The organism is Cystobacter fuscus DSM 2262, from assembly GCF_000335475.2.
Classification (GTDB): domain Bacteria; phylum Myxococcota; class Myxococcia; order Myxococcales; family Myxococcaceae; genus Cystobacter; species Cystobacter fuscus.
Genome location: NZ_ANAH02000006.1, coordinates 148,954 through 163,574, shown reverse-complemented (window position 1 = coordinate 163,574; position 14,621 = coordinate 148,954). Strand labels below are relative to the sequence as shown.

General features: G+C 68.4%; 18 protein-coding genes. 10 read left to right on the top strand and 8 right to left on the bottom strand.

The annotated features are described in order from the left end of the window. Positions 1-55: 55 nt before the first annotated feature. Positions 56-262: a YtxH domain-containing protein gene (locus D187_RS10995; protein ID WP_002626976.1), complete on the bottom strand. Its 207-nt coding sequence runs from the start codon at positions 260-262 to the stop codon at positions 56-58. Between the two features lie 153 nt (positions 263-415). After that, positions 416-631, bottom strand: a complete 216-nt coding sequence (locus tag D187_RS10990) for a hypothetical protein (protein ID WP_002626977.1) — start codon at positions 629-631, stop codon at positions 416-418. 162 nt (positions 632-793) lie between these two features. On the opposite strand from D187_RS10990, the gene D187_RS10985 reads away from it, so the two are divergent. The 6 genes from D187_RS10985 (at position 794) to D187_RS10960 (ending at position 5,520) form a co-directional block, all read left to right on the top strand. Next, entirely contained in the window at positions 794-1,720 is a 927-nt protein-coding gene (locus tag D187_RS10985) for a prenyltransferase (RefSeq protein WP_002626978.1), read from the top strand. After that, entirely contained in the window at positions 1,717-2,436 is a 720-nt protein-coding gene (locus D187_RS10980; RefSeq protein ID WP_002626979.1) for a hypothetical protein, read from the top strand. Before D187_RS10985 ends, D187_RS10980 begins: the two co-directional genes overlap by 4 nt. Next, complete coding sequence (locus D187_RS10975) at positions 2,433-3,341, top strand: prenyltransferase (protein ID WP_002626980.1); 909 nt, start codon at positions 2,433-2,435, stop codon at positions 3,339-3,341. The genes D187_RS10980 and D187_RS10975 overlap by 4 nt, the downstream gene beginning before the upstream one ends. Then, positions 3,338-4,018, top strand: a complete 681-nt coding sequence (locus D187_RS10970; protein WP_002626981.1) for a lycopene cyclase domain-containing protein — start codon at positions 3,338-3,340, stop codon at positions 4,016-4,018. The genes D187_RS10975 and D187_RS10970 overlap by 4 nt, the downstream gene beginning before the upstream one ends. A gap of 144 nt (positions 4,019-4,162) precedes the next feature. Next, on the top strand, positions 4,163-4,996 hold the full coding sequence (locus tag D187_RS54995; protein ID WP_002626982.1) for a DUF7107 domain-containing protein: 834 nt from the start codon (positions 4,163-4,165) through the stop codon (positions 4,994-4,996). 11 nt (positions 4,997-5,007) lie between these two features. Next, complete coding sequence (locus D187_RS10960) at positions 5,008-5,520, top strand: DUF1579 domain-containing protein (RefSeq protein ID WP_002626983.1); 513 nt, start codon at positions 5,008-5,010, stop codon at positions 5,518-5,520. A gap of 139 nt (positions 5,521-5,659) precedes the next feature. On the opposite strand, the gene D187_RS10955 is transcribed toward D187_RS10960, so the two are convergent. Together D187_RS10955 and D187_RS54990 are read right to left on the bottom strand one after the other, a co-directional pair. Beyond that, positions 5,660-6,034, bottom strand: coding sequence for a hypothetical protein (locus D187_RS10955; RefSeq protein WP_002626984.1), 375 nt, complete (start codon positions 6,032-6,034; stop codon positions 5,660-5,662). 12 nt (positions 6,035-6,046) lie between these two features. Next, positions 6,047-6,418, bottom strand: coding sequence for a hypothetical protein (locus tag D187_RS54990; RefSeq protein WP_043429291.1), 372 nt, complete (start codon positions 6,416-6,418; stop codon positions 6,047-6,049). Between the two features lie 205 nt (positions 6,419-6,623). Between D187_RS54990 and D187_RS10945 the strand changes: the two genes are divergently transcribed. Next, positions 6,624-6,809, top strand: a complete 186-nt coding sequence (locus D187_RS10945) for a hypothetical protein (RefSeq protein ID WP_002626986.1) — start codon at positions 6,624-6,626, stop codon at positions 6,807-6,809. A gap of 4 nt (positions 6,810-6,813) precedes the next feature. On the opposite strand, the gene D187_RS10940 is transcribed toward D187_RS10945, so the two are convergent. Both D187_RS10940 and D187_RS10935 read right to left on the bottom strand, forming a co-directional pair. Next, complete coding sequence (locus D187_RS10940; protein ID WP_002626987.1) at positions 6,814-8,757, bottom strand: M56 family metallopeptidase; 1,944 nt, start codon at positions 8,755-8,757, stop codon at positions 6,814-6,816. Next, positions 8,754-9,149 carry a BlaI/MecI/CopY family transcriptional regulator gene (locus D187_RS10935; RefSeq protein WP_002626988.1) on the bottom strand — a complete coding sequence of 132 codons (396 nt, stop codon included), beginning with the start codon at positions 9,147-9,149 and terminating at the stop codon, positions 8,754-8,756. The genes D187_RS10940 and D187_RS10935 overlap by 4 nt, the downstream gene beginning before the upstream one ends. Before the next feature lie 141 nt (positions 9,150-9,290). Here D187_RS10935 and D187_RS10930 point away from each other — a divergent pair, with 141 nt between their 5' ends. The 3 genes from D187_RS10930 (at position 9,291) to D187_RS10920 (ending at position 11,818) form a co-directional block, all read left to right on the top strand. Continuing rightward, complete coding sequence (locus D187_RS10930; RefSeq protein ID WP_002626989.1) at positions 9,291-10,220, top strand: ABC transporter ATP-binding protein; 930 nt, start codon at positions 9,291-9,293, stop codon at positions 10,218-10,220. Next, positions 10,217-10,978, top strand: a complete 762-nt coding sequence (locus D187_RS10925) for an ABC transporter permease (RefSeq protein ID WP_002626990.1) — start codon at positions 10,217-10,219, stop codon at positions 10,976-10,978. The genes D187_RS10930 and D187_RS10925 overlap by 4 nt, the downstream gene beginning before the upstream one ends. Positions 10,979-11,233: 255 nt before the next feature. Next, the gene (locus tag D187_RS10920) at positions 11,234-11,818 is read left to right on the top strand and encodes a plasmid pRiA4b ORF-3 family protein (RefSeq protein ID WP_043429288.1); all 585 of its coding nucleotides are present in this window, start codon (positions 11,234-11,236) and stop codon (positions 11,816-11,818) included. 23 nt (positions 11,819-11,841) lie between these two features. Here the strand turns inward: D187_RS10920 and D187_RS10915 are convergent, their stop codons facing one another. Both D187_RS10915 and D187_RS10910 read right to left on the bottom strand, forming a co-directional pair. After that, positions 11,842-12,051: a hypothetical protein gene (locus D187_RS10915; protein ID WP_002626992.1), complete on the bottom strand. Its 210-nt coding sequence runs from the start codon at positions 12,049-12,051 to the stop codon at positions 11,842-11,844. A 929-nt stretch (positions 12,052-12,980) separates the two neighbouring features. Then, the gene (locus D187_RS10910; RefSeq protein ID WP_002626993.1) at positions 12,981-14,486 is read right to left on the bottom strand and encodes an ATP-binding domain-containing protein; all 1,506 of its coding nucleotides are present in this window, start codon (positions 14,484-14,486) and stop codon (positions 12,981-12,983) included. Positions 14,487-14,621 lie beyond the last annotated feature (135 nt).

The following is a 14,621-nucleotide window of genomic DNA, read 5'->3' as shown; positions in this document are numbered from 1 at the left end:
TCTACCATCGGGTCCCGCGCTCCGCCTTTTCCGGGCTGCTCGCCTTCCCGCCCGACTACTTGTCGGTCGCGTCCTCGATCTTGTCGCCGGCCTTCTCGGCGGCGTCCTCGGCCTTGTCGCCGGCCTTCTCGGCGGTGTCCTCGACCTTGTCGGCGGCCTCCTCGGCGGTGTCCTCGGCGCGCTCACGCGTGTTGCGGTGGCAGCCCACGCTACCGGCCAGCAGCGTTCCCAGCGTCACGGCCAACAGTGCCTTCCTCGTCATGGTTCGCTCCTCTGTGGTGTGGCCCCGGCCTCACCGCTCCGGGGTGACATCGGCGGCGGAATCTAGGGAGGCTCCGGCCACGTGCACGGGGAAGTTGAGCGACAGTGGACTGGAGTACAGAGCGTGTCTCCCGTCCTCCGCACCCGTGGAGCCTCAACGTTTCTGGCGGAGCTTGCCGGAGGTGGCCGTGCGGCTCGCCAGGGGCGCCTGGGCCCGGGCGGCGGCCTTCTTCGCGCGGGTTGCGGCGAGCTTGCGGCGGGCGAGCACCGCGCCCGCGTCGGTGGGTTGCGCGACGTCCTGCTCACTCTCGGTGGAGATGTCCAGGGTGCCCGCGACGACACCCGATGCCTGATCCGTGACCTTCGTCATGTCCAACCTCCGTCCGGTCAAAATAGGGACGATGTTCTCTCGGGGAAGCGCTTGCGCGGGGTGTCCACCGGCGGACAGCAAGCGTGGACGAAGTGGCACACGAGCACGGCCCGTTTCGACGCTATAAGTGGGTGAGGGAGGTCGTACGCCGGGAGGCATTGCGTGGTGGGTGTCGAGTCGATGGGGTCCGCGCGGCGGTGGTGGTACGCGCTGAAGCCGGCGAGCTGGCCGAAGGTGTTCGTCCCCGCGTTGTTCGGACAGGCGGTGGGGGCGGCGAGCGCGGGGCGGTGGTCGGCGGGCGCGCTCGCCTGGGGCGTGTTGTGGACGGCGTTGGACATCACCTTCATCGTGCTGCTCAACGATTGGGCGGACCGCGAGGTGGATGCCCTCAAGCGCCGCATGTTCCCGCGCGGCTGTTCGCCGAAGACGATCCCCGACGGCATCCTCCCCGCGAGGGCCCTGCTGCTGGCGGGGTTGGGCGCGGGGGTGGGGGCCCTGGTGTTGGCGGGCGCCGCCGGAGCCGTGCTCGCGCGGCCGTTGCTCCTGCCGCTCGCGGCCCTGAGCCTGTTCATCTTCGCCGCCTACACGCTGCCGCCACTGCGGCTCAACTACCGGGGGGGCGGGGAGTTGCTGGAAATGGTGGGCGTGGGCGGGGTGCTTCCCGTGCTGCATGCCTATGCGCAATGTGGACAGTGGGCGCCAGGGACACTGCGCACCTGGGCTCCGGGACTGCTGGCGCTCTGCCTGGCGAGCGCGCTCGCCAGTGGGTTGTCCGACGAGGAGAGTGACCGTGCCGGAGGCAAGCGCACCTTCACCACGTGGCTGGGGAACTCGGCGGTCCGGCGGGCCTCGGATGGCCTGCTGTCCATGGGGGCCGTGTTCTGGATCTCGAGGGGGACGTTGGGGTTCCTGGCGGCGCTCCCGGTGCTGTTCTTCGGCGTGCGTGCGTGGCGCAAGAGCCCGGAAGCGGTGACGAATGCGTTCGCGGCGCAAGGGGCCTACAAGTTGGAACTCCACCGCGCCATCTGGTGGGGCACGCTGGTGTTGTCCGCGCTGGTGCTCATGGGGCGGTGGGGAGGTGCGCGGTGATCGCTGATGCCCGGAGGCTGTTCGCGCGGTTGGAGCGCCTGGGGCCCGCGTTGGGGGCGCGTGCCTCGTTGGATCCCTCCCGCGCGCGCGCGCCGCTACCGGTGGAACTGGCGGCGCGGTTGATGGAGGGAGAGGAGGCGCGGCGGCGGGCCTTCGCCGAGGGACTGGCCGACGTGGTGGGTGTGCTCGTCGAGGACTTTCCGGACAACATCTTCTGGGACCTGGACTACCTGGCCTGTTGCCTGTGGAAGGCGGGGGGCGCGGACGAGATGCGCGCGTTCGCCGGGCGGGTGGCGGCGTTGTGCCGGGGCTTCGGCAACAAGTCCGAGCTGCGCTTCCGCTACGCCCATGACTTCCTGTTCGGCTACGACTGGGCGCGTTGGGTGGCGCGCGAGCCCGGGGAGCGCGCGGGCATCGGGCCTTTCGATCCGGCGTTCCTCGACTACCTGGAGACCCGGCTCCAGGAACTGCGCGACCTCATCTCGGACCACGACACCAAGTACGGGCCGCTCGAGGGCCGGACCTTCCGCAATCCCTTCTCCTTCCGCCGCGAGCCCCGGGACGAGGCACGGCTGCACCAGGTGCTCGCCCGGGAAGAGCTCATCCCGGTCAAGGCGTGGCGCCTGGATGGCGAGCGCCGCTGGGATCTGCCCTTCACCGAGCTGCGCGCCGAGGTCGCCGAGCGGTTGGGGCTCGCGCGGGAAGACGCGTCGTGAGCCCGGGCCTCGCGCGCCTTGGGGCCTGGCTCCAGGCGTCGCGGCTGCCCTCCCAGTCATACATCGCGCTTCCGCTGCTGCTCGGGCAGTTCATCGCGGTGCACGCGACGGGCGGCGCGTTGCGGGTGGGGACGCTCGTCGCGGTACAGCTCTTCGGGGTGTTGGATCAGCTCTTCATCGTCTACGCCAATGACTGGGCGGACCAGGAGACGGATCGCCGCAACCGCACGGCGACGGTGTTCTCGGGGGGCTCGCGGGTGCTGGTCGAGGGCCGGCTCTCCCCGAGGGCGTTGGGGAGGGCGGCGATCGCCTGCGCGGTGGCGCTCGTCGGCGTGTCGGTGGGGCTGGCGGTGGTGCACCGCGCGCCGCTGCTCGGGGTCCTGGCGGTGGCGGCGGTGGCGCTGCTGTGGGCTTACAGCTATCCGCCGTTGCGGCTGTCCTACCGGGGCGGCGGCGAGCTGTTGCAGATGCTGGGCGTGGCCGGGGTGTTGCCGCTGTATGGGTACCTCGCGCAGGGCGGAGCGCTCGCGGACTTCCCCTGGGCGCTCATGGTGATGCTGTGGCCCACCCACCTCGCGTGCTCCATCGCCACCGCGCTCCCGGACGAGCCCTCGGATCGGCACAGTGGCAAGCACACGCTGCCGGTCCGCGTGGGCGGTGAGCGGGCCGCCTGGGTCATCGTGGCGCTCAATGGGCTTACCTGGGCCCTGGCGCCGCGCGGGCTGGCGTCGGTGGGGCTGGAGGTGGGGGCGGCCTTGTGGGTGCCCGTGGCCGCGACGCTCGCGGTGGTGGGCGTGCGTCCCGCGCCTCCGGGCTCGTGGCGGATCCAGGTCCGGGTGGCCGCCGCGATCACCGCGACCCTGGCCATGGTGGCGTGGCCGCTGCTCGGGCTGGCGTGGCCATGACGTACGAGTTCCTGGTGTTGGCGCTCCTGTTCCTTCTGCCCGGAGCGCTCATCTGGTTCGTCCGTCCGGATCTGCGCTGGCTGATGAAGCGGACGGTGCCCTTCGCGCTCCCGTTCGCCACCACCGAGTGGCTCTTCTATCCGGAGTACTGGACGCCCCGGTTCCTGTTCGATCTGGCCGATCGGATCGGCTTCGGGCTCGAGGACGTGTTGTTCGTCGCCGGGCTGGCGGCCTTCTCCTCCACCGCCTACGCCGTGGCGTTCCGCCGGGCCGTGGTGCCGCGAGGAGACGCCGTGCGCTCCCTGCCGCGGGCCGTGGGGGCCCTGGGGCTCGTGTTGGGGTTGGCGGGGCTATTGCGCGGGGTGGGGGTGCCCATCCTCTACGCCTCGGTGGTGGCGATGGGGGTGTGCGCGGCGGCCCTGTGGTGGGTGCGCCCGGACCTGTGGGGGCCAGGGCTGCTCGGGGGGCTGGTGTCGGCGGTCATCTACCTGGGGCTGTGTCTGATCTTCGCGGGGCTTCTGCCCGGGGTCTTCGAGCGCACCTGGAGGCCGAGCCTCCTGCTCCCGGGCCGGTTTCTCGGCGTTCCGCTCGACGAGCTGCTGTACGGGTGGGGGGCGGGGGTGGTCGCCACGGTCGTTCCGGCCTGGACATTCGGGTTCGGGTTCGGGAAGCGGTAGCTGGCACGTGGGAGCGCGTGCGTTCAGAAGATGGCGGGGCACCCGGAATCGCCCTGCTGTCGGGTAGAATCTCTGCTCCTATTGCGAGATGAGCGGTGGCCTTCCGCCCCATTCGCCCGGAGCTGGCCCCCGATGGAGTCCCCCATGTCGATCGTTCCTTCCCAGAAGGTGTCGCTGTTGCCCCCGATGCTCGCGCTCATCGTGGGCTTCTTCGCTGGATGTGTCTTCGTCCACGACGACTACGATGGCTACGATCGTCCCGGGCAATCCGCGTGTGACGACAACTCGGATTGTCGCTCCAACCAGTACTGTATGCGGGGCCAGTGCGAGGACCTGGGCGCGCAGGCGGAGACCTGCCGCTCGGCGGGGGACTGCACGCGCGGGGACACCTGCGTCAACGGGGTGTGCAACCAGTCGTGTTCGCGCAACGCGGACTGCCCCAACGGCGGCTACTGCGACGGGTACTACTGCCAGGTGACGTCGCGTCCCGACGCGGGCACGCGGCCCACGGATGGCGGCACGCGGCCCACGGATGGCGGGCTGCCCCCGGTGGATGGCGGCTCGGGCTGCCCGCGTCCGCCCACGGACGGCGGCACGGGCACGCCGATCGACGCGGGCTCGGCCGTGTGCGTGCGCAACGCGGACTGCCCCTCGGGCAACTACTGCATCAACAACGCGTGCGTGCGGGGCTGCTCGGTGGACTCCGACTGCGGTGCCGCGCAGCAGTGCTCGGCCGGGCTGTGCCGTCCGCGCGCGGAGCCCTCGTGCACCAGCGCCTCGCAGTGCGCCTCGGGTTCGGACTGCGTGGACGGCTCCTGCCGCGTGCCCTGCACCTCCACCACCGCGTGCGCCACGGGCTCCGTGTGCAAGGTGGGCTACTGCCAGCCCTCGGACTCCCCGGGCAGCGGGGCGGAGTGCTCCGTGAATTGTGATTGCCCCTCCGGCGAGCGGTGCGTGGAAGGCACCTGCCAGTTGTAAGCTCGCCGCCCATGACCAAACAGTCGTTGGAGCAGTCCCAGGCGGAGGGTGGTCTCCATCACCAGTTGTCGAAGCTCGTGGGCGAGTGGGAGGGCGTGACGCGGACGTGGTTCGAGCCCGACACGCTCGAAGACGAGTCCGTCTGGCGCGGGACGATCCGTCCCGTGCTCGGCGGGCGCTTCGTGGTGCATGAGTACGAGGGCGCCTTCAAGGGCAAGCCGCTCGCCGGGATGGCCATCTATGGCTATCACCTCGATCCCGAGCGCTACGAAATGGCCTGGGTCGACAGCTTCCACAGCGGCACCAGCATCATGTTCTCCACGGGAAGCCGGGGCGGCCAGGGCTACGCCGTCCAGGGCAGCTACGCGGCGCCCTCCGGTCCGCCCTGGGGCTGGCGGACGGAGATCCATCAGCCCGAGCCGGATCGGCTGCTCATCACCCACTACAACATTCCGCCCGAGGGCCAGGGCCCGGAGACCAAGGCCGTCGAGACGGAGTACCGGCGGCGCGCTCCCTCGCGCTGAGCGGCTCACCCCGCGGCGGGGGGCTCGGAGGGCAGGCTCAAGTGCCGCTCCTCGATTCGCGAGCCCGCCGCCAGCGCGAGCAGTCCCGCCCCCACCACTTGCGCTCGCTCGCCTGGACGGAGGGCTCGCGCAGGTCATGTCACTCCATTTCTTCCGGCAGGGGCGTGCGGAGGAACATCAGCCCCTTGCCCTTGCGTTCGGTGATGACGCGGAAACCCTGGCCAGCAATTTGGACGAGTTCTCCTTCGCTGGCCGTTCCATTGGCGAGCCACGCATCCGCCGCGTCTCTCGTCTCGAACGTTTGGGAGACGATGACTGACTCGATGGCGGGGATGTAGAACTTGCGAAAGTATTCTCGGTACTCGTCCAGTTTTTGGATGTCACGCACATAAAGCAGCGCGACCGCGGCGATCCGGAGCGCTTCGTCTTGCGGCGAGCCCTCTGGATATTTTTCGTTCACCGTTCCCAGGGTTTCCAGGATGCGGTCCATGTCGAAGTTTGAATTGTAGTTCATGACCGCATGCGGCTAGAGGGCGAGCGGCGCCAGGATCAACGCGCCAGAACCGCCCGTTGAGATGAAAAAGCCAACACCACCGATGATGACGACGGTTCCAATCGCCACCTCGGTTTTGTTTTTCTTGATCCATTCGAGTGCTTGGTCGAGGTGCGAGAATTCCAGCGTCTTTGTTCCTTTCTTCGCCTCCTCTTCTTGTTCATCCATGCAGTCGTTGTATGCCTTTCCGCAGTCCGCCGTGCAGCGCTTGTAATGCCATTCATCGTGTTTGTGGGGGTATGCCGGGCGGCTCTTCTGCCAACAATTCCTGAAACACTGCTCGTGCTCCGCCTTGGCAGTCGCGGTCACCAGCACCCCCGGTGCCAGGAGCGATACCGACTCCACGCGCATCCTCGGAGACGACGTAGATGCGGTGGTCTGGCTGTTGTGTGTGGGAGCACCCGGCGCCCAGCACCAGGTCGCACACGCTCAGTGCGAGGGTCCAGATCTTCATCGCGGGGCTTGGCTGCTTCATGGGTCTCCAGGAGGGCGGGCGCTGGCTTCCGTTCTCCGGCACGAATACCCGGTTCCGGTACGGACCCGCCAGGATATGATTCGTGGGCTTCGGCCCAGCGTCCTGCTCTCCCGGCTGGAGGCGCCACCGGCCTGGCTGGACTCCTGGCCGCTGTCGCTCGCGCTGTGCCTGCACGGCGTCGTGGCGATGGGGCTGCTGCGCGGGGAGGCGCCGGCTTCCACCCTGGAAACGCGGGTCCCCGGAGCCGCCGAGGCCTCCTGACCTGTCACGGCTCCTTGCGCAGCTCGCGGATGAAGTCGGCGTCCACGCCCGAGGAGCGCAGGCGGATCAACTCGTCCACGGAGAGCTTGTCCAATCCCTCGTCACGCAGCTTGCGCAGGTCGCTCGCGTCCACGCCGAGGGCGCGCAGCTTCACCACGGCCTCCGGGTCGAGCTTGTCCAATCCCGCCTCCCGCAGTCCGCGGAGGTACCCGGGGGAGACGTCGAGTGCCTTGAATTGCACCAGCTCGTCCGCGGAGAGCTTGTCGTAACCCAGCTCCTTGAGCGCTTGCATGTACTTCCCCTTCACGCCGAGGGCCCGGAACTGGATGAGCTGATCGAAGGTGAGTGAGCCCTGGCCCGCCTCGCGCATTTCCTGGAGGAAGTCCTCGTCCATGCCGAGCGCCGCCGCCTGCTTCACCTGGTCCACGGACAGCGCTCGATGGCCGGCCGCCGCGAGCGCCTTCACCTTTCGCGCGCTCACGCCCAGGAACCGCATCTGGGCCAGCTCCCCGAGTGTGGGCTTGTTCCCGAGCGCGTCCGTCATCTCCTTCATGTACTCGGGCGTCGCGTTGGCGTGGCCGAGCTGCACCAGCTCCTCCACGGTGGGCGCGTAGCCGAGCGCTTCCCATTGCCGCTTCTGCTCCATGGAGACCCCGGCCGTCTTGAGCTCGACGAGCTGGTCCACCGTGAGCGGCTCCTTCAATCCCAGACGCAGGGGCTCCTTCGCCTGGGCCTTCGGGGCGGGCTTCCCGGCGCTCTCGGCGGGTGCGCTCGGCTGGGGAACGGGAATGGGCACGGAGCCCGGGGCGAGCGGCTGCGCCGGAGCGGGGGCGGGCGCCGGGGCGACGGCGAGCGCGACCTTCAGCGGGGGACTCGCTCGGGTCTGGAGGGGGGGAGCGGCGGGCAGGGCGAGGGCCACCAGGGGGGCCGCCACGGCCAGTCCGCTCATCAGGGTGAGCAGCAGGGCGCCCGCCTCCCACCGCGACGCGCACCGCGTGGCGGGCCTGCCCACCAGACGACGCACGCGCGCCGTGAGCGAGCCGCCCAGGGCGGACATCGCCGGACCCGACACGGGCAGCTCGCGCAGGGACTCCAGCGCCGTGAGGGCCCGGGCATACGAGACCGCGTTGCCGCTGGTGCCCACGGCGATGTCATCGCAGCAGTTCTCGCGCTCGGCGCGGATGACGCGCGACATCCACCACACCGCCGGGTGGTAGAAGAGGAGCGTCTCCACCAACGTCTGCACCAGGTTCACCGCGAAGTCATGGCGGCGGATGTGGGCCAGCTCGTGTGCCAGCACCATCTCGAGCTGGCGTGCCGACAGCCCCGTGAGCACCGTCACGGGCAGCAGCACCACCGGCCGCAACCATCCCAGGGTCGCGGGCACGTCGATCTCCGCCGAGCACAGCAGCCGCATCGGCCGCGTCATGCCCAGGTGTCGCGCCAGCCGCTCCAGGGACTCCTGCCACTCGACGGGGGCGGGCTCGGCCTCGCGCACCAGCTGGCGCAGCCTCAGCCACCCGGACAGCAGCCGGAGCGAGGACAGCACCACTCCCAACCCCCAGGCCAGCACCAGCGCGTGCAGGTTCCCGCTCACCCCCGACCGGGCGCGCTCCACCATGAACGCGAATCCGGTGTCACCTGCCGCCTCGGGACCCGACGCGGCGGGAGCGGGCGAGGGAAGGGGACGTGGCTCGGAGGGACTCGCCAGGGCGGCGGCTTCCGGTGCGGAGCCGGTGCGCGGATGGGTGAGGACGTGATGCCAGCCGGTGAGTACGGGCAGTACGAGCATGAGGGCCAGCGCGCCACAGGCCAGCAGGTAGCGCAGCGAGGCCGCGCGGCGATCCACCACCTGGAGCGCCACGGCCAGGGCCACGGCCACCAGGGTTCCCTGCCACAACAGGTGCAACAACGCCCAGCCCAGGGACTGCCATACGAGCGTGCTCATGGCTTCTCCTCCTCCTCCAGGGTGTCCAGCAATTGCCGCAGCTCGGCGAGCTCCTCGGCCGAGGCCTTCTTCGTCGACAGGGCTTGCATGGCCAGCCGCGCGGGCGAGCCGCCAAACGCGCGATTGAGCAGGTCCGTCACCAGCTGGCGCTGCGTCTTCTGTTGCGAGGCCCGCGTGCGGTACACGTGCGCGCGCTGGGACTCGTCCCGCTCGACGAGCCCCTTCTCCGTCATGATCTGCATCAGCTTGAGCACCGTCGTGTAGCCCGTGCTGGCGTCGCCCTTGTTCAACGCCTCGTGCACCTCGCGCACCGTGCTCGGGCCGCGCTCCCACATCACCTGCAGAATGGCCAGCTCCGCGTCCGTCGGGCGGGGCAGCTTGGGTTCACTCATCGCTCGTCCTCCCATGCCCTGTTTATACGAACATCTTCGTAGATGTCAACGAAGCCCTTCGTAGTTCGAGGGAGGACGGTCTCTGGCCTCCACCAGGCGGGTGCTCTAGGGTGGGAGGTTCGTGGGCAGGAGGGGTGTCTCGTGCAGCCGGTGATTTCCGTCAAGAACCTCAGCAAGACGTACGCCTCGGGCTTCCAGGCGCTCAAGTCCATCAATCTGGACATCCAGAGTGGGGAGATCTTCGCCCTGCTCGGGCCCAACGGGGCGGGCAAGACCACGTTGATCAGCGTCATCTGCGGGATCGTCAACCCGAGCGGAGGTACGGTGCTGGCCGACGGGCATGACATCGTGTCGGACTTCCGCGCGGCCCGGGCGAAGATCGGGCTGGTGCCGCAGGAGCTGTCCACCGACGCGTTCGAGAGCGTCTGGGCCACGGTGAACTTCAGCCGCGGCCTGTTCGGCAAGCCTCCCAACCCGGCCTATGTCGAGAAGGTGCTGCGCGACCTGTCGCTGTGGGACAAGAAGGACTCGCGCATCATGACGCTGTCCGGCGGCATGAAGCGCCGGGTGCTGATCGCCAAGGCGCTGTCGCACGAGCCGCGGATCCTCTTCCTCGACGAACCCACCGCGGGCGTCGATGTCGAGCTGCGCCACGACATGTGGGAGATGGTGCGGGGCCTGCGTGAGCGCGGGGTGACGATCATCCTGACCACGCACTACATCGAGGAAGCGGAGAAGATGGCCGACCGCATCGGGGTGATCCACAAGGGCGAGCTCATCCTGGTGGAGGACAAGGCGGTGCTGATGCGCAAGCTCGGCACGAAGCAGCTGACCCTGCGGCTGAGGAGCCCGCTGGAGCGCATCCCCGAGGCGCTGGCCGGGCTGGCGCTCGAGCTGTCTGCGGATGGGAGCACGCTGGTCTATACCTTCGACACCCAGAAGGAGGAGGAGACCGGCATCGCGACGCTGTTGCGGCGGCTGGGCGAGCACGGCATCGACTTCAAGGATCTGCATTCCAGCGAGAGCTCGCTGGAGGACATCTTCGTCAGCCTCGTGAGGGCCCGGTCATGAACGTGTATGCGATCCGCGCCATCTACCAGTTCGAGATGGCCCGCACCTTCCGCACGCTGATGCAGAGCATCGCCTCGCCGGTGCTGTCCACCTCGCTGTACTTCGTGGTGTTCGGCTCGGCGATCGGCTCGCGCATGGGTCAGATCGACGGGGTCAGCTACGGGGCCTTCATCATTCCGGGCCTGCTCATGCTGTCGTTGTTGAGCGAGAGCATTTCCAATGCCTCGTTCGGCATCTACATGCCGAAGTGGTCGGGCACGATCTTCGAGCTGCTGTCCGCGCCGGTGTCCTTCGTCGAGGTGGTGATCGGCTACGTGGGGGCGGCGGCCACCAAATCGATCATGCTGGGCGTGCTGATCCTGGCGACGGCCCGGATCTTCGTGCCCTATGAGATCGCGCATCCGTTCTGGATGGTGGGCTTCCTGGTGCTCACCGCGGTCACCTTCAGCATGTTTGGCTTCATCATTGGCGTCTGGGCGGACGGTTTCGAGAAGCTGCAGATCATCCCGCTGCTCGTCGTCACCCCGCTGACCTTCCTCGGTGGCGCCTTCTATTCCATCCACATGCTGCCGCCCCTCTGGCAGAAGATCACCCTGTTCAACCCGGTGGTGTATCTGATCAGCGGCTTCCGCTGGAGCTTCTACGGCTCCTCCGACGTCAACGTCGAGGTCAGCCTCGGCATGACCCTGGTGTTCCTCTCCCTGTGCCTCGGCGGCGTGGGGTGGATCTTCAAGACGGGGTACAAGCTGAAGTCCTGAGCGGGCCCGGAACCGGTCGCGGCCTTCGGTGTCGCCGCCCCCCGCTCCTGGTGCACCTGCTCTTCCAGCCAATCCTCCTCGTTCGTGGCACGCAGGGGTCCCGGGTCCAGTCCGGGAACGGGACCCTCAGGGGGGAGCGTGTGTCGGGGAACGCGCTTCAGCGCGGAGCTTTTGTTGCGAAGTGAGCCGATGCGCGGGATGACCTCGGAAGTGGTGTGGACGGCATGACCGCCTGAGTTAGGTTGCGCCGCCATCATGCCTTCATCCAGGAAAAGCACGCCGCCGGGTTCCATCTACGTCCTGCACGCTCAATTGGAGGGGATACAGCCCCCCATCTGGCGGGAGCTTCATGTCCAGGCAGGCACTTCACTCTTGAAGCTGCACGCCATCCTTCAAGAAGCCTTCGGATGGACGAACAGCCACCTGCATCAGTTCGAGACGCGCTCGAAGATCTACGGGCCCCGATTACCTGGCGATGAATTGGGCTTCTTTCGGCCCATCCTCGACGAGCGCAAGTACCTTCTCTCGGACCTCGCTCCGGCGGCGCGTGCTTCCTTCTCGTACGTCTATGATATGGGGGACAACTGGGTGCACCGCATCCGCGTCAAGAAGGTGCAGCCAGCCCAGGCCCGAATGCGATATCCGGCGTGCACCGCGGGCGCCCGTGCGGCTCCGCCGGAAGACTGTGGTGGCGTGCCCGGCTACGACAACCTGCTCGAGGCTCTCCGCAACCCCGGGCACGAAGGGCGCGAAGAGCTGCTCGAGTGGGTGGGGGGTTCCTATGACCCGGAGGCGTTCGACCTCGAGGCCACGGACAAGGCAATCCGGGCCGCGAGGTGAAGACCGCGTCCAGAGGGGTTCACTTACCGCGTGGGCGGTGGCGGTCCCAGCTTCAGGGGATCCCAGGTGTACTCCTCAGTGGGGGTCAGCAGCATGTTCGTCAACTGGTGCCGCTCCACGAAGTGGACGAAGCGCTCGGAAACCACGGCACTGCCGGGCAGGCCGCGGGCGTAGAACACATCCTCGCCGCGCCAGGTCTCCTTCTCCAGGGTGAAGCCGTGGATGGTGTCCACATTCGTCTCCCGGCAGGAATCACAGGTGATGGGGAGGCGCGCCGAATGCGGCTCCTGGCCTCATCCACCGCCGCGCCGCCGAAGACGGGCGTGGTGTAGAAGTAGCGGGGAGAGGAGGCTGATTCCGTGGTGCGCCTCCGACCGCGCACGCGGACGAGTTCTACGGGCTGGAAGCCAGACAGTCCGGTCAGCCCTTCCGAGCGGAAGGTTTCCATGAAGCGGCCGGTGACGAGGTATCCGCCACCAGGCCCTCCCACGAGGTCCCCGAACTCCTTGCCGTTCAACTTCAATTCACCGCGCAGTGGGGGCAACCACGTTCGCATGCCGGTAAAAGCGCAGCAGTCGGGACACCGTGGTGCCTCGCCAATGGTTCCTCCAATCCTTTCGAAAGAGGTGTCGTGGTTGGAGCCGATGGCATGACCGAGGACGAAGAAGCGAGGTGCGGAGTGGCCTTCAGATCCCACGGGGAAACCTCGCTCTCATGTCGGGACGTTTGTAGACGGAGCGCAGGAAGGTTTCGAACTCCTTTGCGGTCGCGGATTTGTGCGTGCGCAGCCAGTGGATGACCTCTGCATCGATTTTCCGATGAATCCTGGTAGCCGCAATGCGCTGCTTCGTCGACGGCCTTGGTGACGAAGCGTGAGTCTCGGTGTTCATAAACGCCCGTGAGTGTAGGGTGGAGTTCCAACTCCTTGGCGATGGGCTTGGAGATGACGTGATGCTGCTGGCCCTTACAGTCGGGCGGCTCAGGCGCATCGGAGGACTCCCGGACCGACGCCCCAGTTGAGCTGTCAGCCTGCTTCTGGCGAGCTTCCTCAATGAGCGGGAGCATGTACTCGAGGCTATCACCGCGCGTTGAGTCGGGTGGCGGTGTCGCCCCGTTCCTGCTCGACGCCGCACACTTCATGGCGGCCCGGTGTTCCAACACGCTACCGGGGAGCGCTCGTGAGCAACGGGCTCCAGGCTCCGGCACTCCCGAGCCCCAGCCGATGGGTCGCGCGGGTGACGGCGACGTACAGCGCACGGCGGGACTCGGGCGTGTCCGGGTAGGTGCTCGCCGTGGTGTCTGGGATGAGCACGCAGTCGAACTCGAGGCCCTTGAGCTCCTGGACGCACGTCACGGTGACCCCGGGCCGGAACTCGAACTGCCCCGCGAGCGCGAGCCTCGCGGGAGGCCCGTGCTGGAGGGCATGCGCGAAGGTCCTCGCCGCCTCGGGAGAGCGGCAGATGATCGCCAGACTCGCCGAGGGATCCTCCGTCAGCAGGGCGCGCGACTCCCGCGTGAGCCAGACCGCCAGATGGAACAGGTTGTCCCGCCGGCAGTGGGTGATGGAGGGAGGCGCGCGAAGGGCCACGCGCTCCGGGTCGATGAGGCAACGGGCGAGTGCCGTGACATCGTCCGGGCAGCGGTAGCTCACCTCCAGCACGGCGCGCTCGGCCGTGGGCACCGCGAGTTCCTCCAACACCGCGTCCCATCCGCCGAAGAACGAGGTGGGGTCCACCTGCTGTGCCGCGTCTCCGGAGACGATGAAGGTGCCTCCGGGCCGCAGCCCGCGGCGCAGGAGCGCGAGCTCCAGATGCGCGAATTCCTGGGCTTCGTCGACCACCATGCAGTCATACGCCGCGAGGGCGCCAGGCTTCGCTCCATCGGCCCGGGTCCTGAGCCGCTCCAACTCGAAGAGAACCGCGTAGTCCTCGGTGTCGACGCTGTCCGCGTCCTCCATCGGCGTGCCTGCGTCGATGCGTTGGCCATCGACGGTGACGAGGTTCTCGCGATCCACGTGGGCGTATTCGATCTCCGTGGGATCCAGGAATTGAATGCGCGTGTGCTCCGTCACCTCGGCGGCCACCGTGAGGGGGAGGGCGCCCGCCATGGCGGAGAGGACTCGTTCCATCCAGGAGCGGTCTCCAAACAAGTGCTCCAGGTCCACGCGCGAGGCGCGGGCGCAGGAACTGGTGGGCCGATCCTCGTCCCGTACGGGGCTGGGATGCCGCTGGATGAACTCCTCCAGGATGCCGCGCAGCGCGGGATGGCGCTTGAGGCGAATCCCTCCGGACGTCGCATCCACGCTCTCGCGCCGGGGCAGATCCTTGAAGACGCGCCGGGCCACGGACGCGGCCCACTGTGCGTACGTCCACACGTCGATTCCCTCGACGCCCCGGCGCTCGAGCATCAGCCGGGTGAGCCGGCTCAACCCCTCCGTGGGGACGCGCACCGCGCCTCGGAACCCAGGGCCCGCCTCCCGCTGGAGCTCGACCAGCCGGTGCAGCGCCACCGTCGTCTTTCCGAAACCCGCCTCCCCGAGCAGGAGCACGCTCCGGTCCCGGGGCAGGTCCACGACGCGCTGCTGGGCGGGGTCGAGCCGCACCTCCAGGGGCGAGCGGAAGGGTTGGCGGACCTCGGCGGGGCGGGGGGGCAGGTGGGGCCGGGGCACGTCCTCGTTCTGGCGCCAGTCCGCCCCGGTGCACTCCAGGCGTGGTCTCCTCGCCCGTGTCGATCCACACGAGCGCCCCCGCCTCGAAGCCGAGCAGGTTCTTCTCGAGCAGCCTGCCCGACACCACCCGCTCGC

Excerpts from the sequence above, each read along its gene's own strand:
- D187_RS10995 (WP_002626976.1), bottom strand. The coding sequence starts at position 262 with ATGACGAGGAAGGCACTGTTGGCCGTGACGCTGGGAACGCTGCTGGCC.
- D187_RS10990 (WP_002626977.1), bottom strand. The coding sequence starts at position 631 with ATGACGAAGGTCACGGATCAGGCATCGGGTGTCGTCGCGGGCACCCTG.
- D187_RS10970 (WP_002626981.1), top strand. The coding sequence starts at position 3,338 with ATGACGTACGAGTTCCTGGTGTTGGCGCTCCTGTTCCTTCTGCCCGGA.
- D187_RS54995 (WP_002626982.1), top strand. The coding sequence starts at position 4,163 with ATGTCGATCGTTCCTTCCCAGAAGGTGTCGCTGTTGCCCCCGATGCTC.
- D187_RS10960 (WP_002626983.1), top strand. The coding sequence starts at position 5,008 with ATGACCAAACAGTCGTTGGAGCAGTCCCAGGCGGAGGGTGGTCTCCAT.
- D187_RS10955 (WP_002626984.1), bottom strand. The coding sequence starts at position 6,034 with ATGAACTACAATTCAAACTTCGACATGGACCGCATCCTGGAAACCCTG.
- D187_RS10945 (WP_002626986.1), top strand. The coding sequence starts at position 6,624 with ATGATTCGTGGGCTTCGGCCCAGCGTCCTGCTCTCCCGGCTGGAGGCG.
- D187_RS10940 (WP_002626987.1), bottom strand. The coding sequence starts at position 8,757 with ATGAGCACGCTCGTATGGCAGTCCCTGGGCTGGGCGTTGTTGCACCTG.
- D187_RS10935 (WP_002626988.1), bottom strand. The coding sequence starts at position 9,149 with ATGAGTGAACCCAAGCTGCCCCGCCCGACGGACGCGGAGCTGGCCATT.
- D187_RS10925 (WP_002626990.1), top strand. The coding sequence starts at position 10,217 with ATGAACGTGTATGCGATCCGCGCCATCTACCAGTTCGAGATGGCCCGC.
- D187_RS10920 (WP_043429288.1), top strand. The coding sequence starts at position 11,234 with ATGCCTTCATCCAGGAAAAGCACGCCGCCGGGTTCCATCTACGTCCTG.